A 24859-nucleotide genomic window follows, 5' to 3' on the forward strand; every position below is an offset into this window, starting at 1 on the left:
TTTGCATTGCGCTTATTTCACCTATAGTCTTAGGTCTTATGGTGGTGCTGGCGTCGCCTGCAGCCGCGCAAACAGCGAGCCAAACGTTCACGATTCCGAGCGTTACGACGTCGGCGCCGCCAAAAATCGACGGCACGATCGACGATCCGGCTTGGAAAAATGCCGCGCACGTACAGCTCGCGTGGGACTTTACGTTCCGGCGCCCGGCGGCCGAAGCGACCGACGCGTATCTGCTGATGGACCAAAAATATCTCTACGTCGCGTTCGTCGCCAAACAAACCGAACCGATCGTAGCGACGCAGCACAGCAACGATCAGCCGCTCGGCGCGGATGACGTCGTGCGAATTTATCTCTGGCCCGCCGGCGACCAGGGGTTCGAATACGGTTTTGTGACGAACCCCGTCGGCGCACGCTTCCAGTTCTCCGGCGAGAATGCGGCGTTTTCGCCGGTGTGGGACTCTGCCGTCAAAACGACGCCTGACGGTTGGAGTGCCACCATGCGCATTCCGCTGAACATCATGCGCGGCGACGGCAGAAAGACTTGGCGCGTGCAGTTCGATCGCCGGATCCGGAACAGCAATCAGGTGACCGAATGGGCGCATGCCGAATCGCAGGGCGGCACGGACTCCTCGATTTACGCCGGCTATTTGAACGGCATGACCGTCTCCGCCAACAGCGTGCGGGCCAAGCCGCGCCTGAACGTGTACGAGTTGGGCCAGTACGCGAGCGCCGCGGCCGGCGGATCGACTTCGCGTGTCGGCGCGGACCTCGCAGTTCCCATAACGCAGACGGCCTCGCTCGTTGCGACCTTTCATCCCGACTACTCCAACGTCGAACTCGATCAGCAAACCATCTCGCCGAGCGCGTTTCCGCGCCGCTTCCAAGAAGTTCGGCCGTTCTTCACGCAGGGCGCCGGATTTTACAACAACTTCAACTGCAACGATTGCGTCGATATCGGGCTATACACGCCCGCCATTCCAACGCCCACGACGGGCTACGCAGTAGAAGGCACCCAGGGAACGTATTCGTTCGGCGCGTTCTCTTCGCTCGGCGTGCGGCGCACGGACTCGGCGCAGGCGGTGACCTGGCGCCGGCCGGACCGGCGCGCCGCGATATTGTTCCAGCGCCAAGGCGTGGATATGCTCGGCTTGCACGATGTCGCGACGTTCGGGCAATTTCAAATCAGCAACGCCCACAACTTCAGCGTCTATACAACGCTCGGACAGCAAACCGGGACGCTCGTGCCTCATCCGGGCAACGGCAATTATGCGGAATACGGATTCAATCTTTACACGCCCAAGTCGGGTATTTTCGGAGCCTATCACGAGGTCGGTTCGGAGTTTGGTCCTGTCGACACGTTCAGCTCGTTCAATGATGTGAAGGGACCCACGGTGTACGCATACCGGGAGTTCGACTTTGGTCCGAAGGCCTTCGTGCAAAGCCTAGTGCTATCGCATGATTTCCAGCTTTATCACTCCCACGCGGGCGCACTAAACTATTTCAACTACTCGTCGGCAATCTCGATCCAAACGCGAAACAAGTTCTATGTGGAGCTGGACCTGGGATCGAATTACCTCAATTTCGGCGGCGTACCAGGCGGCTTCGACAATCAAGATGGACTCTATATTTCCTACGGCGGCAACACGTCGACGCCGATCATATTCTCGTATTACCTGGGTAGATTTGCGGCCGGTTATTTACATTCGATTACACGCTCCGCGAGCTTCAAGGTCGGGCCACGCGGCACGCTGACGCTTCAGGCGAACAATACGCGGGATGCCCTGGACAACGGGACGCTGTTGCAGCAGTGGCTGGAGCGCGTGAGTTTCGGCTATCAGATTGCGCCGGGAGAGACGTTCGCGATTGGCGTGCGGAAAATCATCGGCACCGGACCTCCGTTCTTTGGTCCGGGGAGATTCATCAACGGGACGAATCTATCGATTGCATTGTACAAGCGCATTCCGCATGCCGAGATTTACTTCGCGTATGGGGATCCGAACCAGCTCCAAACGCGCCACGACGTGATTCTCAAGCTGATTCAGTACCTTGGAGCCGACAAGGGAGTTTAGCTCCCGAACCCCACGGAGGCGAGTACGCGCTGCGTCGCCACGGCCTCGGTAAACGTCGGCACGATGCTCTCCTTGGTTTCGATCTCTTTCACGAATTCGTCCAGCAAATCCATCAGCGGCGGAATGTGCGCATCGATGACGGCAAAGCGCGCGTTCGGCGAGGGCTTGCACTCGAGTTCGGACGTTTCGTCGTCGTCCACGCTGAACAGCCGCATCGAATGAAGGCCGTCGCCGCTGGCGACCGCGGTGCGGTTTTCGCCGTGCGCGGCGATCGTGAGCGAATTCACCGCCGTGGTGCCGTCGACGCTGACGCGCGCAACAAGGCCGCCGCCGTAATCGATTAACGCAAAGGCGCCGTCATCGGCCGTGCTGGTGAACGAGCCTTCGGCGTCGGTCCGCTGGGGATTAGCCGTTCGAATATAGCCCGAGCTGCGCACCGGCGCTCGCGCGGCCATCCAATTGGCGCTGTCGACGAGATGCGAGAGAAGGGCGCCTGCGATCCCGCCGCCCTTGTCGCGCTCGAACCACCAGCTTCGCTTGCGCTGCGACTTCAGATTCACCATGCCGTTGAGTTGCGTCAGCTCGAACTCGCGCAGCGGCGCGATGTGTCCGTTGGCGATCAGCTCCTTGAGCGCAAAGCGCTGCGGCACCCAGCGGAATTCGTGCATCACTGCGGTGGCCGTGCCCGAGCGCTTTGAGGCCGCGAGCATCTCTTCGGCTTCCTTAACGGACATCGCGAACGGCTTTTCGCAGATCACGTGCTTTCCGGCGGCGAGCGACGCGAGCACGCTGTCGTGGTGCGTGAACGGCGGACTTGCGATCGAGACGACGTCGAGGTCGCACCCTTTCAGCATCGCCTCGCAGCTCTCGAAGGCGTGCGGAATTTTCCGCTCTTGCGCGGCCTTTTTCGCGCTGTGCGGCGAAGCGAGCGCCACGACCTCGAAGCGCGAGTGGGCGCTGAACGCCGGCAAGTGGCCGCGCACGCCGAACCCGCCGCCGGCGATTCCGACTTTGTACTTTACAGGCATGATTCGACGACGTCGACGGCGCGCATGAGTTCGTCCTCCGGGATGACGAGCGGGGGCGTAAGTGAGAGCGTGTTGCCCTCTTCGCCGGCCTGCAGAAGAATGACGCCCCGTTTCAGGGCGCGTTCGACTGCCGAACGGGCGTGGGCCGGGTCGTGCAGTTCGATGCCCCACATCAAACCTCTGCCGCGAATGCCGGCTGCCTTGCCGGAGACGCGAAGACTTTCCAGTCTGGATCCAAGCACCACGCCCAGCTCCGCTGTGCGCTTTGGCAGATTGCGTTCTTCGATTTCGGCGATACTGGCCAGCGCCGCCGCGCATCCCATCGGATTCCCGAGGTGCGTGGACGTGTGCAGCGCCTCGCCGTCCGACGGCGGCCAGGCGTCCATCACATCCGGCGTGGCGATCGCAGCGGAGATCGGAAAGCCGTTGGCCATGGCTTTCCCTACGCAAAGAATATCCGGGACGATGTTTTCATAATCGCAGGCAAACATCGTTCCCGTGCGTCCGAAGCCGGTGTAGATCTCGTCGCAGATCATCAGCAGCCCGCGTTCGCGGCAAATCTCGCGCAGGCCGGCCAGATAATTCTTCGGCGGCACGATGCAGCCGCCGCGCCCCTGCACCGGCTCGACGATCACCGCCGCGAGATCGTAGCGTCGCGAAAAGGCGCGCCGCGCATACTCCAGCGACTGCTCCCCGCCGCGCGCATTTTTCGGGTAATCGAGCAACAGCGTCTTCTCCGGAAGCCAAGCCAAGAAGGGCTCGCGAAACTTTTTGATGCCGGAGATCTCGAGCGTTCCAATCGAGAGACCGTGATACGAGCCGCGAAATGCAGCGAAGGCGGACTTGCCGGTGGCAAGCATGGCAGTCTTCATCGCGGCTTCGACCGCATCGGCGCCGCTCGAAGCCAAAAATGTCTTCGTGAGATTGCCGGGTGTGATCGCGGCCAGTTTCTCAAGTAAGCGGACTTTGATCTCGGCCGGATGCACGTCACCCATGGCGTGCATCAAGCGCGCCGCTTGCTGCGATATGGCTGCGGCAACGTTCGGATTGCTATGCCCGGCGTTCGCGACGCCGAACCCGGCTGTGAGGTCGATGTATTCGTTACCGTCAACGTCGGTGACGGTCGAACCGCCGGAAGACTCCCAAAAAACTGGAGACTCGTCGCTCAGGTGCGTGACATTGCGCGATTCGTACTTGCGCAAGAGGTGCGCGAGCTCGAAACTGCGCTCGCCTGGTATTGGAGTCAAAACGTTTTGTCCACCCATTTAACGAAGTCGGCGATACACGGACGCCCGCCGTGATTCCCGTGGAGCGGCGGATGCTGCAGTTCGCCGAAACCGCTCAGGCGCACTGCCCCCGCGGCAATTGCCAGCGCGTTAACGTCATCGCGGTCGCCTGCAATGGCAAAGCCTTCGAGTGGAATCGCATGGCGGCGCAAGTACTCCAGAGCTTCGGCCGGAGCGTCCACGGCAATCGCGCTGAGCGTACGTGGCAAGAATTGCGGCGCCTCGAGTACCGGCGGCGGGACGGCTACGGCGCTGCGGAATGCGGCGAGCGCGCGGGCTTGCACGACGCGTGCCGGGTTCTCGGCGCGCGGAAACTCAACGCTCGCGTCTTCAATCTCTTTTTCGAGGAACTCCGAGAACGCGGCAACAGAGACGCGGCCGCCGTTTTCGGCGAAGAGAATGTGCAGGGAGAGACAGCCTTCGGTTTCATACAAGACGAGATCGCGGGCCGCGCCGCGCGCAATCGTTTTTGCCGCAGCCGCATCGGAGAGTGCTTCACGCGTGATGTACCCCGCGCTCGCGCGCGATCCGAAGCCGGCGAAACGCGCTTCCGGATTGAGCGCGCCGCGAATCTGTTCGAGCGTCTCATCCCGTCCAAAGGCAACGACCATATCGAAAGAACGAAGATCGGGGATGCCGCTATCGTCAGAGCTCCAGGCTTCGGCCCGGGCGGCGTTTCGGAAATGTTCGTCTTCCTCACATAGCGTTTCGAAAAACCCGGCGACGAGCGAGTCTTCGCGGTCCTTTACCAGCACATCGCATTTGGCGCACAGCGCAAAGATCGCCGCGGGCAGCGCAACGCCGATGGTTGTCCGGCTCGAGATGATGCACACGTTGCCGATCGGCTGCGCCCACGCGTCGGTGCGGCCTTGGCGCGGCATGAACTCGTCGAGAATGTCGAGCCCACCAAGTTCGTCTTCGATCGTAGCAGTAAGTGCCTCTTGCGTGATCGAGAAGAAGAGCCGGTCGAACGCGTACTCGACGACGGGAATCGAGTAGCCGGTGCGTTCGGCTACACGTTGCGTCGCGCGCACGCGCGCCGGAAAATCGGCGTCGCTCCAACGTGAGGCTGCGTCCGCGATCGCGCGCACGATGTCTCGAGCTGAGAGCATCGCTAGGGCCGTCATCGAGATGCGACGCGCAGGGATTCGGCGTCGAGCGAGCAGCCGCGTAACTCCGTTCCGTGCTCCCGGCCGATTAACACGATGCCGCCGTCAACGACGGCTCCCAGGTCTTCGGTTAGCACAGCGATACACGACGAACGATTGGCGAGATCGACGTGCACGAGCGCGCCGACTATACCGTCCGGAACCTTTTTGCCATCGAAGTCGACCGCGTACGAACGCAACCACGGCGCCGCAACCTTTAATTTGTCATCCTGAGGTATCGGTTTGTCATCCTGAGGTATCGAAGGACCCTGAGGTATCGAAGGGAGCGGGGCATCATAGTACTGACTGCTTAGCTCCGTCATCCCATACTCGGAAACGATCGAGTCTTGCGGCACCCCGAGCATCTGCTCGATCGCAGCATACAGCTCCGCACGCGCGACCGTACGCGTGCGCCCCTTGAAACCGCCCGTTTCCATAACGACGGATCCGGCCGGCAATTCAAAGCGATCGAAGCCGCGCTCCGGCAATGCCTCCAGCAGCCGCGCGAGCGAAAACGCGGTTGCGCCCAAACATACCGGCGCACGCGCAGCTTGCAAGCCGCGAACGGTGTGAACGAAGCGCGCGATGTCGATCGAGTCGCCCTCGACAAACCACTCGGCAGCGACCTCACCATACGTCGCTGCCACGCGCTTCATCATGTAGCCGAGCGACGAGTGCGGATTCTCAGCCGGGTTTGGGACCATGAACAGATAGCGAAACGTGCCGTTCGAATTCCTCAGGAACCGATCGTGAAATCCCGCCAGCAACGCCGCATCGTAGAGAGCGGCGGTTTCCATATAATGCCTACCGCTCGATGAGGCCGTAGTCCCGCTCGTTCGGAACGTCAGCTGCGCCCGGGCCGGATCGAAAGTTGTGAGTATGGCTTCCTTAAACGCCGCGGCTGGCACAGGCGGGATGCCATCCCAGCGCTCGGGCATGGCTTGGAGCGTTACGCCGAGGCGCTCGCAGTACTGCGAGTACGGTTTATTGTACCGGAGCTGGTGCGCGAAGATCCGCAAGGCGAGATCGTCGAAGTCTTCAACGGACCGTTGCGCAATTGCCGAAAGTATCTCGGCGTCGAGCGCGCCGGCTTCCGCCCGGTAGCCGGCGGTCACGTCCGGCGGCGGCTCGTTATCAGTCCGCTATTTAAGCCGCTGGTTGCCAGCCCGCCGTTGAAGCGTGCCGATTCAACTTTCACGCAGCGATCGACGACGACGTCGAGCCCCGCCCGGTCCGCGAGATCGATTGCCTCTTGGTTGACGACGCCGTATTGGAACCAGATCGCCTTGGCGTCTACCGCAATAGCTTCGCGCGTCAGTTCAACGACTTCGCTCGGCTTACGGAAGACATCCACGATATCGGGAGGGCCGTTTTCGGCCGCATAAGCTGTAAGCGACGGATAGGCTTTCACGCCGTCGATCGCGGTAATCGTTGGGTTTATCGGCGTCACGGTAAAGCGCCCTTGGGTGCGCAGGTAACTGAAAACGGTGTAGCTCGGACGCAGGGGGTTTGCCGATGCGCCGACCATTGCTATCGTCTTGCTGCGCGCCAGCAAGTCTTGGCGCTCCGCGATCGTGCCGAGGATCATTTTGTGGTTATGACCTGGCCCTTCGTTACCTCAGGGTCCTTCGATACCTCAGGATGACTACTTGACACCTCAGGATGACAAGCAGCGGCGCGTAACGCGTTGTCCAGATCCCAAGTGAGATCGGCGAGATCTTCCAGGCCCACCGAAAGCCGGATGCTTTCCGGCGCGACGCCGGCCTTGCGCATATCTTCGTCGGAAAGTTGAGAGTGCGTCGTCGAAGCCGGATGAATCACCAAACTCTTCATGTCGCCGACGTTGGCGAGGTGGCTCCACAATTCGAGCGCATCGATGAAGCGCCGTCCGGCTTCGCGGCCGCCTTTAATGCCGAACGTAAAGATCGAACCCGCGCCGCGCGGAAGATACTTTTTCGCCAGTGCGTGTTGGGGATGCGAAGCGAAGCCCGGGTAACTCACCCACTCGACCTCCGGCCGTTTGGACAGGAACTCCGCGATGGCAACGGCGTTGCGAACGTGCGCTTCCATGCGAATCGGCAGCGTCTCCAGGCCGAGCAGCAGCAGCCACGCGTCCATCGGCGCCATCTGCGCGCCGACGTCGCGAAGAATCTCGGCGCGCGCCCGCATGAGGAATGCGTACTCACCGAACGTTTCGGTGAAGACTTTGTCGTGGTACCCCGGGCTGGGCTCGGAGAGCAGCGGAAACCGTCCGCTATCCCACGGAAAGCGCCCGGACTCAACCAGCACGCCGCCGATGACGGTGCCGTGTCCGGAAATAAACTTTGTCGCCGAGTGAACGACCAGATCGGCGCCGTGTTCGATCGGGCGGCAGAGGTACGGCGTCGCAAAGGTGTTGTCGACCACGAGCGGCAGGCCGGCCTGGTGCGCGATTTCCGCGAGCGCATGCAAATCGGCGACCGTTCCGCCCGGGTTGCCGATCGTTTCGGCAAAGATCAACTTCGTATTCGGCCGCACCGCCGCGCGGATGGCCGCGTGATCGTCCACGGGCACGAACGTACTGTCGATCCCCAGCCGTTTCAGCAGTACGGTGAACTGCGTTACCGTGCCGCCGTAAATATTCTGCGAGCACAGCAGATGATCGCCGTTTTGCGCGAGCGAGAGCACGACGCCCAACTGGGCCGCAAGGCCGCTGGAAAACGCGACCGCGCCCAGTCCGCCCTCCAGACTCGCCATGCGCTCCTCAAAGGCCGCGACGGTTGGGTTGCTGATGCGGCTGTAAATGTGGCCGTAACTGCGCAGCTGGAAGAGTTCGGCCGCCTGTTCGGTGGAACCGAAGACGTAGGCCGCGGTTTGGTAAAGAGGCATGACGCGGGAGCCCGTAACCGGGTCCGGGGGCGTACCCGCGTGGATGGCACGGGTCGCGAACCCGAACTGACGATCTTGCATGGTCGTCTCTGCTTCGACCCGAACCATCACGGTACCCCAGCAAGTCATTTTATAGGAGAGCGAAGCCCATGCCCATGACCTTGACGGAGAAGATACTTGCGCGCCACGCGGGGCTCGATACCGTCGAACCCGGCCAAATCATCAACGCGAAAGTGGACTTGGTACTAGCCAACGAGCTCTCCGCCGCCGTCGCGATCGGTGTGATGCGTCAGATAAAGGGCGCGGACCGGGTCTTCGATGCGGACCGGATCGCGTTAGTCGAAGATCACTTTGTGCCGGCCAAGGACGCGCAGTCCGCCAAGATCGCCAAGATCATGAAAGACTTCGCGGTCGAGCAGAAGATCAAACACTTCTTTGACGTCGGCCGCGGGGGCATCGAACACGTCGTTCTGCCCGAGGAAGGGCTCATCGCGCCGGGCGAGTTGATCGTCGGCGGCGACTCGCACACGTGCACCTACGGCGCCTTCGGCGCATTCGCAACGGGCATGGGCTCGACGGACATTGCGGCCGCTTTCGTGCTGGGCGAAGTGTGGCTGAAAGTGCCGGCTTCGATCAAATTAATTTACAGCGGCAAACCCGGCGAGATGATCTTCGCCAAGGACATCATGCTCAAGACCGTCGGCACGCTTGGAATCGACGGCGCGACCTATCGCGCGATCGAATATCACGGATCGACCGTTGACGAGCTCTCGATCACCGGGCGGATCACGATGGCCAACATGGCGATCGAAGCCGGCGCCAAGAACGGCATCTTCCACGCCGACGCCAAGACGATCGCCTACGTGACCGAGCGCACCGACCGCGAATTCATCGTCGAGAAGGCCGACCCGGACGCGCGCTACGAGCAAGTGATCGAGATCGACATCGGCTCGATGGAGCCGCAGGTCGCCTGCCCGCATACGCCCGACAACGTGCATCCGATCTCCGAGGTGACGCGCGAGGAGATTCTGCTCGACCAAGTCTTCATCGGCTCGTGCACCAACGGTTATATCGAAGACTTGCGCGAGGTCGCCAGGATTTTGGACGGTAAGAAGATCGATCCGCGCCTGCGCGTGATCGTGAATCCGGGCTCGCAAAAAGTCTGGATGCAAGCGGCGGAAGAAGGCATTCTTAAAACACTTGCAGGCGCGGGCTGTGCGGTTAATACGCCAGGCTGCGGCGCGTGCTTCGGCGGTCACATGGGAACGCTGGGCGACGGCGAGCGCTGCCTGTCGACCACGAACCGCAACTACGTCGGCCGCATGGGCTCGCCCAAAGCCGAGGTGTACCTGGCGTCGCCCGCAACGTGCGCCGCATCGGCGCTCACGGGACGAATCACGGACCCGCGCGTTGCGGTACCGGTGGGGGCGTAATGCAAAACTCGTTGCGCGGCCGCGTTCACAAATACGGCAAGAACATCGACACCGACGTCATCATCCCTGGAAAATACTGCAACATCATCGACCCGGCCGAGCTCGGCAAACACGCCATGGAAGGTTTGGATCCTGAGTACACAGCGAAAATGAAGCCGGGCGACTTCATCGTCGCCGACACAAACTTCGGCTGCGGTTCGAGCCGCGAAGTTGCGCCGCTCGCCATCCGGGCGTCGGGCACGTCGGCAGTGATCGCCAAAAGCTTCGCGCGAATCTTTTATCGCAATGCGCTAAACATCGGGCTGCCGATCTTCGAATCGGTCGAAGCGGTTGAGGCGGTTGAAAACGGGGACGAGCTCGAGATCGATCCGGCCGGCGGCGTGATCCGCAATCTGACGAAGAATCAGACCTATTCAGCGGCTGCGTTCCCGCCCTTCATGCAATCGCTGATCGACGCCGGCGGCTTACAGCCTTATGTGGAGAAGCGCTTAGCCGAACGCGCTTAGGGGACGCCCATTCCGCCGGTTCCCGGCGTGAGGTTGTCCAGCCAGTTGTACTTCGGACGGTAGGCCGCGGTGAACGGAACGCTCTCGTTCGTCATCGCGATCATGCCGATCATGTCGCTGAAGCCGTCGACCGTGGCGGTAAACACAAGCGTCGCGCCGGTGGGCAGCGAGACGACCACGCGCACGTTCTTGGCGTCGATCGAACCGAACAGCGGGAATTTCTTGCCGTCCGAATCCAGGTACTCGCCCGTGAGAACGTTGTCTTTTTGGTCGATCTTGAAATGCGTGTACGTGACCCCGCTCACGCGCTGAATCGCAATCTCCCAAACGCCGGAGATGCCGACGCGCTTCACCGACGTATCTTTCGGCGGAGCAGGCGTCGCCTTTGGTGCGGGTGTCGCCTTCGGCATTGGAAGTACCACGGCCGGCGCTGCGGACGGTGCGGGCGTCGGCGCGTTCTGAGCCGCGGCGAACGTGCCGGCGGCGAGCGCGAGCGCGACAATACTGGAAAGTAGGAAGAGACGCTTCACTTGTGCTCGGTACTCCTTTGGTCTGCTTAACTACGCTGAGGACGATTTCGTTCCCGTGTCGGGCGAAAGGAACAAGCAGGCGAGCCTCCCGCCGATGATTTCCGAGGCCACGGGAGGTCCGGTTGCGTGCCTGTAAAAAGCCCGAGTACTGCGCTTCGCTGAGATCGGGGTAGTCTGAATGCGACGCTTTTTGGTGTTTCTCTTTGTTGCCGCAATCGTCACGTCGGCTTGTAGCCGGCACGATACGAGTTTGCTGCCAAGTCACTCGATTAAGCCCGCGGGCAACATTTGCAACAGCGATCCGGACGTTGCTTGTGATGGTGGCGGGGGCGACCCTGGGGGCGGCTCTGGCGGCGGGGCGGTCGACACCACATCCGTTTATCACGTCATGGACACTGTTTGTCCAAACACGGGAACCGTATGTACGGGACCCACTGATTCACCAGCGCCGGCGACGCCGCCGCCTCCCGTTCCGCTGCAATACTACGGCGGTACAGTTATTACGCACCCTCAGGTGTACATCGTTTATTGGGGCGGTTGGCAGAGCGATCCGGCCAACGAGCGCCCATACTTGCAAAGTTTTTTCGCGAGTGTCGGAGGAAGTGATTGGCTGAACACAGTCACGCAATACTACGGGAAAGGGTATACCGGCTGCGGTACACCTCCACCGGGCTATGTGAATTGCTTGTGGCTTCGCCCGGGATTCGTGCGTATCCAAAACCCAACGGGTATACTAATTGGAATTCTAAATGATCCGAGCACTCCGCCAACTTTGTTGCCCTCAACGCCGGTCCAAGTTTTTCAGAACGCTCTCGGTGCTGAGGCAATCTCGATGGCGGAACAGACGGGGAACTTTGACGCTCTTTACGTTCTCGCGTTTCCGACTCAAGCGTACAATAACTATGGCGCGAACGGCTTCTGCGGCAGCCATGGGTTTGGTACAGACACTGCTGGGACCTTCGCAGCTTTCGCGTTTGTGCCTTATGTTGTGGATGCCGGGGTCAGCTGCTACGGCAATACCGCGAACACATCACTAGATGGCGTCAGCGTTGTAGCCGGACATGAGCTAGCGGAGGCCCTGACGGATCCACAACCTTACGACGGATGGGTTGGCGCAGCGCGATACCGGGAAATCGGCGACCAGTGCGAGGGCGGCAAATCGATTCAGCAACTGAATGGCACGTCTTTCGCGGTTCAGGCCCTTTGGAGTAACGCTACGAATTCTTCTGATCCTGGCGTGGCTTGCGTCTTACAGTCTCAGCTCTTCACTGGGGATCCGACACCTTAATCCCGATCCGTCCGTTCGAGTGCGAAACATCTAGCAACGCCGGGTTGTGGAGGTCCTCCGCAGACGCGTTTAAACGGGCCAGGGTGGTAGTTTAGCGTGGTGCGCTCGGGCGGTGCGTCGATCCAGACGCTCGCGGGGAGTGCAAAGGCGCTAACGCCGTGCGGTGTTCCCAACCCGGTAGGTCCGTCGTATCCGGTTCCAGCGGTGCAGAAATAAGCCGTCACGCCGCTGCTGCAAGTCCCGTTGTTTCCCGATGTTACGTCGTATAGCGAGCCGTGCGAATATGGAAAGCTTGAGTCGTTGATTGTGGATGCGTTTCCTGAAATAGCATACACTGCAGCGATCATCGGTGCCGACGCGCTTGTTCCTCCAAAGCCGGCCCAGCCGCGGTTTTGATAAGTCGTGTATATCCACACAGGCGTTCCCGTGTCCGCGTCTGCGGCAACGTCGGCGACCATGCGCTTCGCGCAACCGGGATCCGTTTGCCACGCGGGCTTCAGAATGAACGCGCTGCATCCACTGCCGGAACTTGACCATGCACTTTCGCTCCAGCCACGGGGATTCGCGGCAGCAAGCAACGTGGTGCCACCAACGGCCGTGACGTATCGAGACGACGCTGGGTACGAGGTTCCACCCGCAAAGCCATTGTCGCCGCTACTCGCCGTAATCGGAATGCCCGGATGGTTGAAGTGTACCTCGTCAGTGGTCTCAAGGGAGTACTCCGACCCGCCAAAGCTGTTGCTGATCTCGGTTGCGCCCAGCGCAACCGCCTCGTCCTCGGCCGCGTACAGGTCATGGTTGGTGGGGGTGTTGGCTTCGACGAGCAGGATATGACAGTTCGGACAAATTGCCGAAACCATGTCGATGTCGAGCGCCTCCTCATCCTCCCAGCAACCGGTAGTGCTTGCACAAAGCGATGGGTCTGTCGGCGGCAGCGCGGTCGGACTTCCGGTTTGAGAAACCTTCTTGAAACAGCCGTTAGCCGACGTGCACGCTGGTAGCCCGAATGCGGTTCTATAGACTTGCAAGTCACTCTCGGCACTGGGATCGTCGTACGCATCGACAACCGCGACAGTTTGGGTGCCGCCAGCGGAACCCGAGATCGATGTCAGGTTGTACGCAGATTGCAGATCGCAAGGAAAATAACCGTCACGGCCCACTCCGGGAGCCAACGTGCACGGACCCTTGATAAGAACCGACGCGAGCCCCCTACCGCCGTTGTCGGTTGGATAGACGGCCCATGCGGTGATGCGATCCGCGGTAAAAGACGAGCTCCCGCTATATGACGCGGTGATCACGGTGGTAGAGGAGGGCACGTTCGTTACGTTTGCACCGCTTATGGTAACTTGAGTGCCGCCGTTTATAGTGATGCTGTTTGGAGCGCTGACGTTGCGGACTGTCAGCTGCACCGGCGAACTGTATGTACCAATAATGGTATTTCCGCCCGCGTCTTTAGCCGTCACGGTCAATGCGATCGTTGAAGACGAACCCAAGGTTACGGACGTGAAGGCGTTGCCGCTGGACGTGATAGTAACATTCTTGGGGACTCCGTTAAGCGTTACCGAGACCGAGTTGGCCGTGCCTGATACGATGGTTTGCGTTGCACTGCCCTGCGAAAGGACATTGCCCGTTCCGTTGGCCGCGTCGTAAAGCGACACGGCGAATGTGTCGCTGCCGACGGGCGCCAGAACCGTCGTCGTGCAGCTGCCGCCCGAACAGTTTGCGACGGCAGGGGTGCCGCTGTTAACGGAGATCGTCGCCGACTGCGTTGACGGTGAAATATATTGTGGCGTTATCGCCGGCGGAATGATGATGGTGAAAGCGACTGAAACGAGCTGTCCCTCGGTGGTGCTCGGAATCGTTGACGACGCGTGACCGCCGCAGGCCGCGAGAGCCAGGACCGCCGCGAAAAGGGCGGCGACGCGGGCGCTTATTTTCATGCTAGCTGCCAACAATCGTCGTCGTGGTCACGGTTATTGAAAGCGACTTGGTTTGCGCAGATGCGTCTGAGATCGTAAAACTGCATGTCCCGACACCTGCCGGCGTAACCGTAAACGCGCTGGCGGACGTGCCGGGGCTAATCGTCGCGATGCCGCTGCAATTTGCAGTGCTTGCCGAAAAGTTGCCGTTGTAGCCTATCTCGGACGCGGTCAAGGTTTGGGCGTTCGAGGCGCCCGTTGCGCTAAACGACATCGATTGCGTGGACAGGACAACTGGGTTGAGCGCGGGCGTACCCCCGCCGCCACCACCGCCGGACGAGCCGCCGGACGAGCCCCCGCCTCCGCCTCCACCGCCGCAGGCGCAAAGGCCCGTTGCGAATAACGCAAACAGAAGCCCTGGAAGAGGCGCCCGTATCATCGACCCACCTTAGTCGAAATACCCCCAATACCCCCTGGCTCTGCCCCGTGCAAACCCGGGCTTGCAGCCGTGGGTTATAATGTAGGACGTTGTGAAAGAGAAGATTCACCCCAAATGGTATCCCGAGGCCCGCGTGCATTGCGCGTGCGGCAGCACGTTCACGACCGGATCGACGATTCCGGAGATCGCGGTCGAGATCTGTTCGGCATGCCACCCGCTCTTCACCGGACAGCAAAAGTTCGTGGATACGGCGGGCCGCGTTGACAAGTTCCGTCAGCGCGAGCAGATCGCCAAGCGCAAGCAGGAAGAGGCCGCTGCGCGCAAAGCCAAGCGCGAAGCCGAAAAAGCCGCAGCCGAAGTTTAGCTGAACCTCTCAGACCGTCTGGATGCGATCGCCAATCGCTTCGACGAGATCGAGGGCGAGCTCGCACACCCTTCGCAGACGTTCGACCAAGCGCGCTTTACCGCGCTGGTAAAGGAGCGCGCCGCGCTCGAGGAGACCGTCGAGGCGTATCGCGCGTATCGCAAGATTCTCGAAGAGATCGCCGCCAACGACGCGCTGACCAAAGACCGCAGCGATCCGGAGCTGGCGCAGCTGGCCGAAGAAGAAGTCAAAGGCTTGCGCGAGCGCGGCAAAGAGCTGGAAGACCGGCTTGCGCTGCTGCTTATCCCAAAAGACCCTGACGACGACAAGGACGTCTTCATCGAGATCCGCGGCGGCGCGGGCGGCGACGAAGCGGCGATCTTTGCGGGCGATCTTGCGCGCATGTATATGCGCTATGCTGAATCGCTCGGCATGCGAGTCGAACTCGTCTCGCAGAGCGAGAGCGATGCAGGCGGATTCAAGGAAATCGTCTTCGCGGTAAAAGGCAACTCGCCGTACCGGTACTTCAAACACGAGTCCGGCGTGCACCGCGTGCAGCGCGTACCTTTGACGGAATCGCAAGGCCGCGTGCATACGAGCACGGCGACCGTCGCGGTGTTGCCGCAGGTGGACAACGACTTCCAGGTTGAGATCAAGCCATCCGACCTGCAGATCGACACGTACAAATCGAGCGGAGCCGGCGGCCAGTACGTCAACAAAACCGAGTCGGCAATTCGCATCACGCACGTCCCGACGGGGCTCGTCGTCGCCTCACAGCAAGAACGTTCGCAGATTCAGAACCGCGAAAAGGCGATGCAGATGCTGCGCGCCCGGCTTTACGATCTGAAGAGGCGCGAGGCGGAAGAAGCGGTGGGCTCGATGCGGCGCAGTCAGGTGGGCACCGGCGACCGCTCCGAAAAGATTCGCACGTACAACTACGCGCAAGACCGCGTCACCGACCATCGCATCAACCAAAACTTCGGAAACCTGCGCGGCATAATGGACGGCGACATGGGCCACATCGTTGACGAACTCATCAAAGATGAACACACGCGAGCGCTGGCCGGAGCCTGACGAGCGGGCGCTGCGCGCGTTCGTTGCGGCCCATCCGGACGCGACGATCGATCCCGATATCGCGCGGCGGCGAGAAGAAGGCGAGCCGCTAGCCTACATCACCGGTTTCGCCGGATTTTACGGCCGGGAATTTGCGGTCACACCCGACGTCCTGATCCCGCGCCCTGAGACGGAGCATCTCGTGGAAGACGCCGTCGCGTTTTTGCGCGATACGAAACGCACGAACGTGCTGGACGTAGGAACCGGCAGCGGCGCAATAGCCTGTTCGATCGCTGCCGAAGTGCCGGCGGCTTTTGTGGACGCGACGGATGTGAGCGCAGCCGCGCTTGCGGTAGCTAAAGGAAACGCGGCGCGGCTCGGCCTCGCCGATCGGTGCACGTTCGCGCTTGCCGATATCGTGAACGACTACTCCAAACGCTACGACCTGATCGTGGCGAACCTGCCGTACATCCCGAGTGCGGACGTACCGGCCAAGCCCGACGCGGTCGGTTTCGAACCGCGGGCGGCGACGGACGGCGGGCCGGACGGTTTGGAGCAGTACCGCAAGCTGCTGGCGGCCGCGCCTGGGCTGGCGGCGCCGGGAGCGCTTATCCTGTTGGAAGCGGCCCCTCCCACGATGGCAGCCCTGCGGGCGCTGGCCGAAGCAGCCTTCCCGGCCGCCGCGGTTCGCGTCTGCCGCGATTACGCCGGGCTGGACCGTTACGTGCGCATCGCCGCTAGGTAAAAACTCCGGCCCGACGGAATAAGATAGTCCCGAGTGGCGAAATACATTTTCTTTACCGGCGGCGTCGTGAGCTCGCTTGGTAAAGGCATTACGGCAGCTTCGCTCGGGCGGCTGCTGAAGGCGCGCGGGATCAGTGTTTCGGTTCAGAAACTCGATCCGTACATCAACGTCGACGCCGGCACCATGAACCCGTATCAACACGGGGAAGTCTTCGTCACCGAAGACGGCGCGGAAACCGATCTCGATCTCGGCCACTACGAACGCTTCATCGACGAGAATTTGTCGCGCGCGAACAACGTTACCGCCGGTCAGATCTACAATTCCGTGATCAGCAAAGAGCGCCGCGGCGATTACTTAGGCGCGACCGTTCAGGTGATTCCGCATATCACCAATGAAATAAAAGCGCACATCAAACGCGTGGCCGAGGAAAGCCATGCGGATGTCTGCATCGTGGAGGTCGGCGGCACGGTGGGCGACATCGAATCGCTTCCGTTCCTGGAAGCGATCCGTCAGATCCGCTACGACGTCGGTGAAGAGAACGTGATGTTCGTACACCTGACGCTGATGCCGCATTTGGGCGCGCCGGACGAACTCAAGACCAAACCAACACAGCACTCAGTGCGCGAGTTGCGCGGCATTGGGATTAGCCCCGATGCGATCGTCTGCCGCACGGCAACCTCGACGCCGATGGCGGTGGAGATAAAAGAGAAGATCGCGTTGTTCTGCGACGTGCCGCCGGGAGCGGTCGTGCAAAACGCGGACGCGCCGACGATTTACCAGGTTCCGCTGAATCTGGAAGCCGAAGGTTTGGCCGAAGCCGCGGTGCGTAAGTTGCGCCTTCCGCAGGCGCAACCCGAGCTCGAGGAGTGGGCGTCGGTGGTTGACCGGATGCTGCGGCCGGATCGCCGCGTGACGATCGCGATCGTCGGCAAGTACGTCGAACTCAAAGATGCCTACATTTCAATCAACGAAGCGCTGCATCACGCCGGCATCTATCACAACGCGGGAGTCGAAATCCGCCGGATCGACTCGGAAACCATCGAGAACGAAGGCGTGGGCGTGCTTCGCTCCGTGCACGGCATCCTGGTTGCGCCCGGCTTCGGCGCGCGGGGCGTGAAAGGCAAGCTGCGCGCGATCGAATACGCTCGCGAAAGCCGCGTTCCGTTCCTGGGGATCTGTTACGGCATGCAGTTGGCCTGCGTCGAATTCGCGCGTAACGTCTGCGGACTGCCGGATTCCATGACGCGGGAAGTTGACGAAACGACGATCGATCCGATTATCGACTTCATGCCGGATCAGCGCAATCTCGAAGTTTACGGCGGAACGATGCGCCTCGGATCGTATACCTGCGAACTGGAGCCGGACTCCCTGGCGGCCGAAGCGTACGGCGAATTGCAGGTCACCGAGCGCCACCGCCACCGCTACGAGTTCAACAACCGCTACCGCGCGCTCTTCGAAGAGAACGGCATGCGCTTTAGCGGACATCACATGATCGGCAAGACGACACTCGTCGAACTGATCGAACTGCCCGCCGACATGCACCCGTGGTTCGTGGGCACGCAAGCTCATCCCGAATTCAAATCGCGTCCCACGCGGCCGGCTCCGCTGTATCGCGACTTCGTCGCGGCAGCTTTGGTGCGTGAAGAGCGTTTGCGGGAAGAACCTTCATTCATTCAAGCGACGTCACTGCGGTCGTCCTAACCCGCGACGAGGAGCGGAATCTTCCGCGCGCCTTGGACTCGTTGCCTATGGGCATGCGCGTCTTGGTGATCGATCACGGGTCGACCGATCGCACGCGCGAGATCGCGCGCGAGCGCGGCGCCGAAGTCATCGAGCGGGAGTGGGAAGGCTTCGTTGCCGGGCGCCGCTTCGCACTCACGCAAGTGCGAACGCCGTGGACGCTGATGATCGACGCAGATGAGGTGCTCGACGATCGGCTACGCGAGGCAATCGGCGCAGCAGGTGAAGAGTTCAACTGCTATTTGCTCGCGCGCACGACGTTCTACTGCGGCCGCCCATTGCGCATGTGGCGCAACGAACGGCTGCTCCGCCTTTTCCGGACGCACGGCGCGCGTATCGAAGGAGCCCCGACGGCGGGTGGAAGCGCGCACTTACACGAGCGCTGGACCTGTGAGCCCCCTATCGGAACGCTGCCCGGAACGCTCTTGCACTACTCGTATCCGTCACATGCCGCATATGCCGCGAAATACGATTGGTACACCTCGATCGAATCGCGCGGCTTGCTGCCCTCGCGAGCGAAAGCCGCCGCGGCAGTCTTGCTGGTCATTCCGCGTTTCGTTTGGTACGCGCTCGGCAAAGGAGCGGTGGTTGACGGACCGGCCGGCGTGCGCATCGCGTGGTATTCTGCGCTGTATCCGGCCACAGTGCGGCTCAAAGCGCTGCGCCCGTGACACGAATCGCACTTGATGCACGCCTAACGCGGCAGCTCAGCGTCGGCATGCAAGCGTACACGCGCGAGCTGACGGAACGGCTTCCGCGCGTCGCGCCCGATTTCGAGTTCGTCATGTTTCGCGAAGGCGGCAACTTCGGCTGGGCGGAGCACGTGCGGCTGCCGCTGGCAATTCGCGCCGCCAAACCCGATCTGACGCATTTTCTCTCGCAGTACACGCCGGTGCTGCCGGCGCGCCCGTACATCGTCACGGTGCACGATTTGATCCACCTGCTGTTTCCGCAGTATTTCAAGGCAAAGGTCGGGCCGTACTATCACACGGTCGTTCGATTTGTATGCTCGCGTGCGGCGCGCGTGATCACCGACGATGAGCGGACGGTAGAAGATCTGCAACGTTTCCTAGGTGTGGCGCCGGAACGCGTGCGCGTGATCCCGCTCGGAGTAGACGATCGGTTCTTACAGGCGATCGAACCGGAGCGAAGCGGGCGTTCATATTTCTTGTATGCAGGCAACCACCGCGAACACAAAGATCTGCCGACGCTCTTGGCGGCCTGGAAAGCGCTGCCGGAAGAATGCGAAGCCGATCTCTTCATTACCGGACCCGACGATTTCGGCAGCACACGTTATGTGCGCGGCAACGGCCGCGTTGCGGCACTTGGCGAGCTCCCGGTTGACGAATTGGCGCGATACTACGCGGGCGCGGTTGCGCTGGTTCATCCGGCACTCCGCGAGGGGTTCGGGTTTCCCATGCTCGAGGCAATGGCAGCCCGGACTGCGGTGATCGCCAGCGATGCCGCGCTCCCAGTCGTATTGCGCGGTGCGGCGCTCACATTTCCGCCCGGCGACGTTGTTGCCGCATCCGTCGCAATGCGCCGCGTGCTGACCGACGAGGGTCTGCGCACGACCCTCGTAAATGAAGGGCGAACCCGAGCGGAGGCTTTGAGCTGGGATCGCTGCGCGCGTTCCACGGCGCAAGTCTACCGGGAAGTGCTGGAGGAATCGAAGCGGTGAAATGGCTCGCGTTGACTCTCGCTCTCGGCACGCTTGTCGCAGCGGCGCACGCGCCCAAACAGGTCAAGCCCGGCAAGGAAGTGCGGCCGATCGCGTTGATTTTGAACGGAACGCGCCTCTCCGTGAACCCGCCGCCGCAACTCTATCGCGAGCATCTGCTGGTTCCGGTGCGGCGGATCATCGAAGCGCTCGGACTGCAATTCGAACGAGACGGCCGCAACGTCACCACGTACGTCGGCGCCAAACAGATTACGCTCACGATCGGATCGGCGCGCGCGCTGGTGGACGGCGACGTCGTTATGCTCGACGCTGCTCCCGTCGAGATCAAAAATACACTGTACGCGCCGCTCCGCTTTTTTACTGAAGCGCTTGACGCGCAGGCGAACTTCGACCACCAAACGCGCAGCGTTGAAATTGTGTCGAGCCTGGTCGGGCGGAGCGGACCCGGAACAACCAGCTCAGGCTCGCAAACGCGCGGGACAGTGACCGCGGTCGATCTGAATTCCTCCCCGCCGACCGTTACACTGACGTACAATGCATCGGTTCGAACGCTGCCGATCAACGCGAGCGCGCAAGTGATCGTCCAAGACGTCAACACGGGAACGTCAAACGCGGGCGAACTCAGCGACATTCACGCGGGCGACTGGGCGCAAGTCACGCTGGACAAGAACGGTCGCGTCAAACAGATCGTCGACGCGTATGGTTCGCGCAGCGGCACGATTGCCGCGGCGGCCTCGGGTGTGATCGTGCTGGGCGACGGTCACGTGATCAGTCCAAGCCGCGCCACGAGCATAACGCTGAACGGCGCCACGGTCACGATCGATCGCCTTCAGATTGGCGACGCGGTCAATGAACGCTACAACATCGACACGGCAGAGCCGCGGCAGATCATCGCAACCCGCAAAACGACGGCGTCGCCGGTTCCGGCCGGAGCTGCGGCGATTACGGACATCAGCGTCGCGCCGGATCGGCCTTTGCGCAAAGGCGACACGCTTCTAGTGACGATGCACGGCACACCCGGCGGCTTGGCGGCATTCGACGTCGGGCCGTACGTAACAACGCTTCCCCTGCGCGAAACCCAACCGGGCGTGTACACCGGGTCGTATAAAGTTACGGGTGGCGTGAATTTTGCGGATGCGCCGGTCTTCGGCCACTTGAACGTCCGCGGCTCCGAGGCGCCGGTCGGAGCGTCGGGCACGCTCGTTTCCATTTCGACCGAGCCCCCGGGAATCGGCGACTTTGCGCCGGGCAACGGCGCGACGGTGAACAACACGCGGCCGAGCATTTATGCAACGTTTTCGGCGGGAGCCGTTCCGGTGAACGCCTCGAGTGCGACCATTGAAGTCAACGGGCGTGACGTGACGTCGTCATCCACGCGCAGCGCCCGCTTCATCGACTACATGCCGCAGGTGGACCTGCGCGAGGGAACGGTACGGGTCGTTGTGCGCGTTGCAGATGAAGCGGGGAATATGACCACCAAGACCTGGACGTTCTTCATCAAATTGAGGTAGGGCATGAAACGACTCAGCGCACTCGCCATTCTGACGATCTTCCTTGCGGCTTGCGGCGGGAACGCTGGGAGCGGCGGTAACGGCCTCGGCACCACGTCACTTGTGGTCGCACGCGTGAAGGATGCGGTCATCCTGGATCCCGCGCAAGCCACGGACGGCATGTCGCTCAACCTGACGCAAGAGATGATGAAGGGCCTGGTAGAGTTCAAGGTCGGTACGTTCGAAGTGCAGCCCTCAATCGCGCAGAGTTGGAAGATGACCCCGGACGGCCTGCGCTGGACGTTCACGCTGAAGAAGGGCCTAAAGTTTTCGGACGGCACGCCGATCGACGCGGCTGCGGTGAAGTTCAACTTCGATCGCTGGCGCTTGACGAAGAGCCCGTATCACCAAAACTATCCGTACGCGTACTACGCGGATATGTTCGGCGGCTTTCCCGGTATAATAACCGCGGTGGAGGCGCCGAATCCGCAAACAGTTGTGTTTACGCTTTCGCGTCCGCTCGGCCCACTGCTGCGTGACTTTGCGATGCCTTCGTTTGCGATCGCGTCGCCGACGGCAGTCCGTCGCGATCTTGCCGGCTTCGGCACGCACCCCGTCGGGTACGGGCCGTACGTCCTCAAGGAGTGGGTGAAAGACGATCACATCACGCTGACTGCAAATCCCACATGGCAGGGCGTGAAACCGGTGTATACTACGATCATCGTACGCGACATTCCGGACCAAGCGACGAGCGTGCTCGAAATGCAGCGCGGCGGAATTGACTTCCTGACGGATCCGCGGCCGGACGACGCCGTTCAACTTGCCAAGCAATCCGGGATTACCGTCTACCAGCAACCTTCGAATAACAATTCGTATGTTGCGATGAATACGCAGAAGGCGCCGTACGGCAAACTCTTGGTCCGTCAAGCCATTGCGTACGCGATCGACGTGCGTGCGATTGTGAAAGCTTTCTACAGCGCCGGGGCCGTGGTCGCGAGCAACTGGACACCGCCGGGAATGCTTGGCGAGAATTCGTCGCTGCAACCGTATCCCTACGATCCCGCAAAAGCTCGCCAATTGCTGGCACAGGCCGGCTTGCCGAACGGTTTCTCGACGAACCTCTACTACCCGACGATCCCGCGGCCGTACATGCCCGAGCCGCAGCGCATTGCCGAAGCGATTCAAGCCGACCTCAAAAAGGTTGGAATCAACGTGACGCTCGAGGGCCGCGAGTGGGGCGTCTTTCTGGATCAAGTTCGTAACGGCCAGCACGAGATGTGCCTGATCGGCTGGAGCGGTGACAACGGCGATCCGGACAACTTTTTCTATCCGCTGCTCGACAGAGATGTTGCGCTGGCCAAACCCAATGGGCAAAACTATTCGTTCTGGATGGATGAGGCGTTTCACGCGCTGGACGTCAAGGGGCAGTCCACCCTCGACGATAGCACGCGCGCGAGCATCTATCGCCAAGCCAACGCGATGGTGCACGACCAAGTGCCGGCTTTGCCGATCGTTCACACAACGGTGCCGGTCATCGTGAAGTCAGGCATCGCCGGCTTTATTCCAAGCCCGGACACGCACATCGCTTTCGAATACCTACACCCGAAATAACAAATGACGACGGCGTTTAGCGTGTCATCGTGAGGTTAGTTGTCATCGTGAGGTATCGAAGGATGAAAAGCGCGAGTGCGTTTAGTGTGTCATGGTGAGCCTGTCGAACCACGCCCGAGCAGGGCGCCGCTGGCGCCCGTGACGAGGGCCGCATGAACAACGACTGCATCTTTTGCAAGATCGTCGCAGGCGACATACCGGCGAAGGTCGTGTATCGCGAGAACGGCATCATCGCGATCGAGGACGTGAATCCGCAGGCGCCCGTGCATTTGCTCGTTCTGCCGGAACGGCACGTAGCGAACATCGCCGAGCACACCTTCAGAGGCTCCGCCGACGAAATCACGTCGCTGATGGAAACCGCCGCACGAATCGGTGCAAAAAATCCCGGCGGATTTAGGCTCGTTGTGAACACCGGCGCCGACGGCGGACAGACCGTCGATCACCTACACGTGCACGTATTGGCAGGCCGTCACATGACGTGGCCTCCGGGCTAAGCCGGCCCACCCGCTACCCTTCGCGTGCGCTCAGGGCCGCTCGGGCACAGCCCTCGCGGTCCTTCGATACCTCAGGATGACAACAGTGCCTCACCATGACAATTAAACGCGAATAAGTTGTGTATGAATGTGAGTAAATGCAGTTTCTTGTGGAATGCCTGTGAGTTGCGCCAAAACCCTATTGCAATCGTTTTTTGAAGTTGATACCATGCAAGCACTTCGAGTAACGACGGAGTGCGGAATGTAACAAGCCGCGAACGAGTATGCCGACGACGTTGCAAGTGCGGCGTCCGAGTACGAAGGTCGAACCGGTGAAGAACGTGGGTAGGGGGCCGGCAACGGTTTCAAACATACGGACCCTCCCGGAGATACAACAAGGCCCGAGGCCTCACGGCAGCGGGCCTTGCTATTTGTCGTGATTTTTGACGGGGCTCCACTCCTGTGATAAAGTCACCTACTGGGGTCGCTTAGACCCCGGACCGATTTTGGCTGAAAGGGGGGTTGTACTAAATGGAAGTTCGCGTTGCTCCAGGCGAATCGATTGAGAGCGCGCTGCGCCGTTTCAAGAAAGCCACCCAGAAGGCCGGAGTCCTGGCCGAAGCGCGCAAGCACGAGCACTACGAAAAACCGAGCGTTCGCCGCAAGAAGAAGTCGGCGGCCGCTCGCAAGCGCCGCGCCTAACCACCCATGGCCGCTCTAAAAGACCGCATCGCCGCCGACCTAAAGGAGGCGATGAAGGCCCGCGATCAGCTTCGGCTGGATACGCTGCGCTCTGTGCTGTCCGGTTTTACCTATAAGCGCACCGAAGCCGGCGTCGAATTGACCGACGCCGACGAGGCCGACGTCGTGCGCCGGCAGGTCAAACAGCGCAACGACGCCGCTGCCGAGTTCGAAAAGGCCGGCCGCAAAGAACTGGCCGAGAAAGAACTGCGCGAGCGCGAAATCCTGACCGCGTACTTGCCGGCGCAAAAGTCCGCCGACGAGATCCGTGCGATCGTCCGCGCCATCGTTGCCGAGCTGCCCCAGGGCGGGCGCAATCAAGGGGCGGTCATGAAGGTCGCCATGCCCCAGCTCAAGGGACAAGCCGACGGAAACCTCGTCCGCCAAATCGTCACCGAAGAACTCGCTTAAAGAGAAGCCTCGTAACCTTCGCGAAGCCCCCGGGTA

At 61.2% G+C, this 24859-nt stretch carries 23 protein-coding genes; 15 read left to right on the plus strand and 8 right to left on the minus strand.

Features of this window, described 5'->3' with window-relative positions:
* Window positions 1-38: 38 nt before the first annotated feature.
* Window positions 39-2069 (plus strand): DUF5916 domain-containing protein, encoded by a 2031-nt coding sequence (locus VFO29_04415; GenBank protein HET9392757.1) that lies wholly within the window; start codon window positions 39-41, stop codon window positions 2067-2069.
* Here the strand turns inward: VFO29_04415 and VFO29_04420 are convergent.
* The 6 genes from VFO29_04420 to VFO29_04445 are packed head-to-tail and all read right to left on the minus strand — an operon-like array spanning window position 2066 to window position 8480.
* Complete coding sequence (locus VFO29_04420) at window positions 2066-3097, minus strand: Gfo/Idh/MocA family oxidoreductase (GenBank protein HET9392758.1); 1032 nt, start codon at window positions 3095-3097, stop codon at window positions 2066-2068. The two genes, VFO29_04415 and VFO29_04420, sit on opposite strands and share 4 nt — an antisense overlap.
* Window positions 3088-4344 (minus strand): aspartate aminotransferase family protein, encoded by a 1257-nt coding sequence (locus VFO29_04425; GenBank protein ID HET9392759.1) that lies wholly within the window; start codon window positions 4342-4344, stop codon window positions 3088-3090. Before VFO29_04425 ends, VFO29_04420 begins: the two co-directional genes overlap by 10 nt.
* Window positions 4341-5495 carry an acyl-CoA reductase gene (locus tag VFO29_04430; GenBank protein ID HET9392760.1) on the minus strand — a complete coding sequence of 385 codons (1155 nt, stop codon included), beginning with the start codon at window positions 5493-5495 and terminating at the stop codon, window positions 4341-4343. Before VFO29_04430 ends, VFO29_04425 begins: the two co-directional genes overlap by 4 nt.
* Before the next feature lie 11 nt (window positions 5496-5506).
* A complete protein-coding gene (locus VFO29_04435) occupies window positions 5507-6646 on the minus strand; it encodes a hypothetical protein (GenBank protein HET9392761.1) in 1140 nt (379 codons plus the stop codon).
* Window positions 6643-7119 carry a CoA-binding protein gene (locus VFO29_04440; protein HET9392762.1) on the minus strand — a complete coding sequence of 159 codons (477 nt, stop codon included), beginning with the start codon at window positions 7117-7119 and terminating at the stop codon, window positions 6643-6645. Before VFO29_04440 ends, VFO29_04435 begins: the two co-directional genes overlap by 4 nt.
* Complete coding sequence (locus tag VFO29_04445; GenBank protein ID HET9392763.1) at window positions 7116-8480, minus strand: O-acetylhomoserine aminocarboxypropyltransferase/cysteine synthase family protein; 1365 nt, start codon at window positions 8478-8480, stop codon at window positions 7116-7118. Before VFO29_04445 ends, VFO29_04440 begins: the two co-directional genes overlap by 4 nt.
* Window positions 8481-8554: 74 nt before the next feature.
* On the opposite strand from VFO29_04445, the gene VFO29_04450 reads away from it, so the two are divergent.
* Together VFO29_04450 and VFO29_04455 are read left to right on the plus strand one after the other, a co-directional pair.
* The gene (locus tag VFO29_04450; protein HET9392764.1) at window positions 8555-9832 is read left to right on the plus strand and encodes a 3-isopropylmalate dehydratase large subunit; all 1278 of its coding nucleotides are present in this window, start codon (window positions 8555-8557) and stop codon (window positions 9830-9832) included.
* The gene (locus VFO29_04455; protein ID HET9392765.1) at window positions 9832-10338 is read left to right on the plus strand and encodes a 3-isopropylmalate dehydratase small subunit; all 507 of its coding nucleotides are present in this window, start codon (window positions 9832-9834) and stop codon (window positions 10336-10338) included. The genes VFO29_04450 and VFO29_04455 overlap by 1 nt, the downstream gene beginning before the upstream one ends.
* Here the strand turns inward: VFO29_04455 and VFO29_04460 are convergent.
* Entirely contained in the window at window positions 10335-10868 is a 534-nt protein-coding gene (locus tag VFO29_04460) for a hypothetical protein (GenBank protein HET9392766.1), read from the minus strand. The two genes, VFO29_04455 and VFO29_04460, sit on opposite strands and share 4 nt — an antisense overlap.
* A 1284-nt stretch (window positions 10869-12152) precedes the next feature.
* On the minus strand, window positions 12153-14096 hold the full coding sequence (locus tag VFO29_04465) for a hypothetical protein (protein HET9392767.1): 1944 nt from the start codon (window positions 14094-14096) through the stop codon (window positions 12153-12155).
* Window positions 14097-14119: 23 nt separating this feature from the next.
* Here VFO29_04465 and VFO29_04470 point away from each other — a divergent pair, with 23 nt between their 5' ends.
* The 12 genes from VFO29_04470 to VFO29_04525 all read left to right on the plus strand — a co-directional run bounded on the left by VFO29_04470 (window position 14120) and on the right by VFO29_04525 (window position 24823).
* Window positions 14120-14290, plus strand: a complete 171-nt coding sequence (locus VFO29_04470) for a hypothetical protein (GenBank protein HET9392768.1) — start codon at window positions 14120-14122, stop codon at window positions 14288-14290.
* 315 nt (window positions 14291-14605) lie between these two features.
* Complete coding sequence (rpmE, locus tag VFO29_04475; GenBank protein ID HET9392769.1) at window positions 14606-14878, plus strand: 50S ribosomal protein L31; 273 nt, start codon at window positions 14606-14608, stop codon at window positions 14876-14878.
* Window positions 14879-14905: 27 nt separating this feature from the next.
* Window positions 14906-15952 carry a peptide chain release factor 1 gene (gene prfA, locus VFO29_04480; protein ID HET9392770.1) on the plus strand — a complete coding sequence of 349 codons (1047 nt, stop codon included), beginning with the start codon at window positions 14906-14908 and terminating at the stop codon, window positions 15950-15952.
* Window positions 15921-16676: a peptide chain release factor N(5)-glutamine methyltransferase gene (gene prmC, locus VFO29_04485; protein HET9392771.1), complete on the plus strand. Its 756-nt coding sequence runs from the start codon at window positions 15921-15923 to the stop codon at window positions 16674-16676. The genes prfA and prmC overlap by 32 nt, the downstream gene beginning before the upstream one ends.
* 33 nt (window positions 16677-16709) lie before the next feature.
* The gene (locus tag VFO29_04490) at window positions 16710-18377 is read left to right on the plus strand and encodes a CTP synthase (protein ID HET9392772.1); all 1668 of its coding nucleotides are present in this window, start codon (window positions 16710-16712) and stop codon (window positions 18375-18377) included.
* 47 nt (window positions 18378-18424) lie between these two features.
* Window positions 18425-19087, plus strand: coding sequence for a glycosyltransferase family 2 protein (locus tag VFO29_04495; protein ID HET9392773.1), 663 nt, complete (start codon window positions 18425-18427; stop codon window positions 19085-19087).
* On the plus strand, window positions 19084-20097 hold the full coding sequence (locus VFO29_04500) for a glycosyltransferase family 1 protein (GenBank protein ID HET9392774.1): 1014 nt from the start codon (window positions 19084-19086) through the stop codon (window positions 20095-20097). The genes VFO29_04495 and VFO29_04500 overlap by 4 nt, the downstream gene beginning before the upstream one ends.
* A complete protein-coding gene (locus VFO29_04505) occupies window positions 20094-21608 on the plus strand; it encodes a copper amine oxidase N-terminal domain-containing protein (protein ID HET9392775.1) in 1515 nt (504 codons plus the stop codon). The genes VFO29_04500 and VFO29_04505 overlap by 4 nt, the downstream gene beginning before the upstream one ends.
* A 3-nt stretch (window positions 21609-21611) precedes the next feature.
* Window positions 21612-23198 (plus strand): ABC transporter substrate-binding protein, encoded by a 1587-nt coding sequence (locus tag VFO29_04510; GenBank protein HET9392776.1) that lies wholly within the window; start codon window positions 21612-21614, stop codon window positions 23196-23198.
* Window positions 23199-23350: 152 nt separating this feature from the next.
* Window positions 23351-23692 carry an HIT domain-containing protein gene (locus VFO29_04515; protein HET9392777.1) on the plus strand — a complete coding sequence of 114 codons (342 nt, stop codon included), beginning with the start codon at window positions 23351-23353 and terminating at the stop codon, window positions 23690-23692.
* Window positions 23693-24202: 510 nt separating this feature from the next.
* Window positions 24203-24373 carry a 30S ribosomal protein S21 gene (gene rpsU / locus VFO29_04520; GenBank protein ID HET9392778.1) on the plus strand — a complete coding sequence of 57 codons (171 nt, stop codon included), beginning with the start codon at window positions 24203-24205 and terminating at the stop codon, window positions 24371-24373.
* Window positions 24374-24379: 6 nt separating this feature from the next.
* Window positions 24380-24823, plus strand: a complete 444-nt coding sequence (locus tag VFO29_04525) for a GatB/YqeY domain-containing protein (GenBank protein ID HET9392779.1) — start codon at window positions 24380-24382, stop codon at window positions 24821-24823.
* The last annotated feature ends 36 nt before the right edge of the window (window positions 24824-24859 follow it).

Origin of the sequence: Candidatus Rubrimentiphilum sp. (assembly GCA_035710515.1) — a bacterium.
GTDB lineage: Bacteria > Vulcanimicrobiota > Vulcanimicrobiia > Vulcanimicrobiales > Vulcanimicrobiaceae > Rubrimentiphilum.

Bases quoted from the DNA above. Each gene is read 5' to 3' on its own strand.
- VFO29_04525 (HET9392779.1), top strand. From the start codon at position 24,380: ATGGCCGCTCTAAAAGACCGCATCGCCGCCGACCTAAAGGAGGCGATG.
- prmC (HET9392771.1), top strand. From the start codon at position 15,921: ATGAACACACGCGAGCGCTGGCCGGAGCCTGACGAGCGGGCGCTGCGC.
- VFO29_04445 (HET9392763.1), bottom strand. From the start codon at position 8,480: ATGCAAGATCGTCAGTTCGGGTTCGCGACCCGTGCCATCCACGCGGGT.
- VFO29_04515 (HET9392777.1), top strand. From the start codon at position 23,351: ATGAACAACGACTGCATCTTTTGCAAGATCGTCGCAGGCGACATACCG.
- VFO29_04465 (HET9392767.1), bottom strand. From the start codon at position 14,096: ATGAAAATAAGCGCCCGCGTCGCCGCCCTTTTCGCGGCGGTCCTGGCT.
- VFO29_04495 (HET9392773.1), top strand. From the start codon at position 18,425: ATGGGCATGCGCGTCTTGGTGATCGATCACGGGTCGACCGATCGCACG.
- VFO29_04510 (HET9392776.1), top strand. From the start codon at position 21,612: ATGAAACGACTCAGCGCACTCGCCATTCTGACGATCTTCCTTGCGGCT.
- VFO29_04455 (HET9392765.1), top strand. From the start codon at position 9,832: ATGCAAAACTCGTTGCGCGGCCGCGTTCACAAATACGGCAAGAACATC.
- VFO29_04420 (HET9392758.1), bottom strand. From the start codon at position 3,097: ATGCCTGTAAAGTACAAAGTCGGAATCGCCGGCGGCGGGTTCGGCGTG.
- VFO29_04450 (HET9392764.1), top strand. From the start codon at position 8,555: ATGACCTTGACGGAGAAGATACTTGCGCGCCACGCGGGGCTCGATACC.
- VFO29_04430 (HET9392760.1), bottom strand. From the start codon at position 5,495: ATGCTCTCAGCTCGAGACATCGTGCGCGCGATCGCGGACGCAGCCTCA.
- VFO29_04415 (HET9392757.1), top strand. From the start codon at position 39: ATGGTGGTGCTGGCGTCGCCTGCAGCCGCGCAAACAGCGAGCCAAACG.
- rpsU (HET9392778.1), top strand. From the start codon at position 24,203: ATGGAAGTTCGCGTTGCTCCAGGCGAATCGATTGAGAGCGCGCTGCGC.
- VFO29_04440 (HET9392762.1), bottom strand. From the start codon at position 7,119: ATGATCCTCGGCACGATCGCGGAGCGCCAAGACTTGCTGGCGCGCAGC.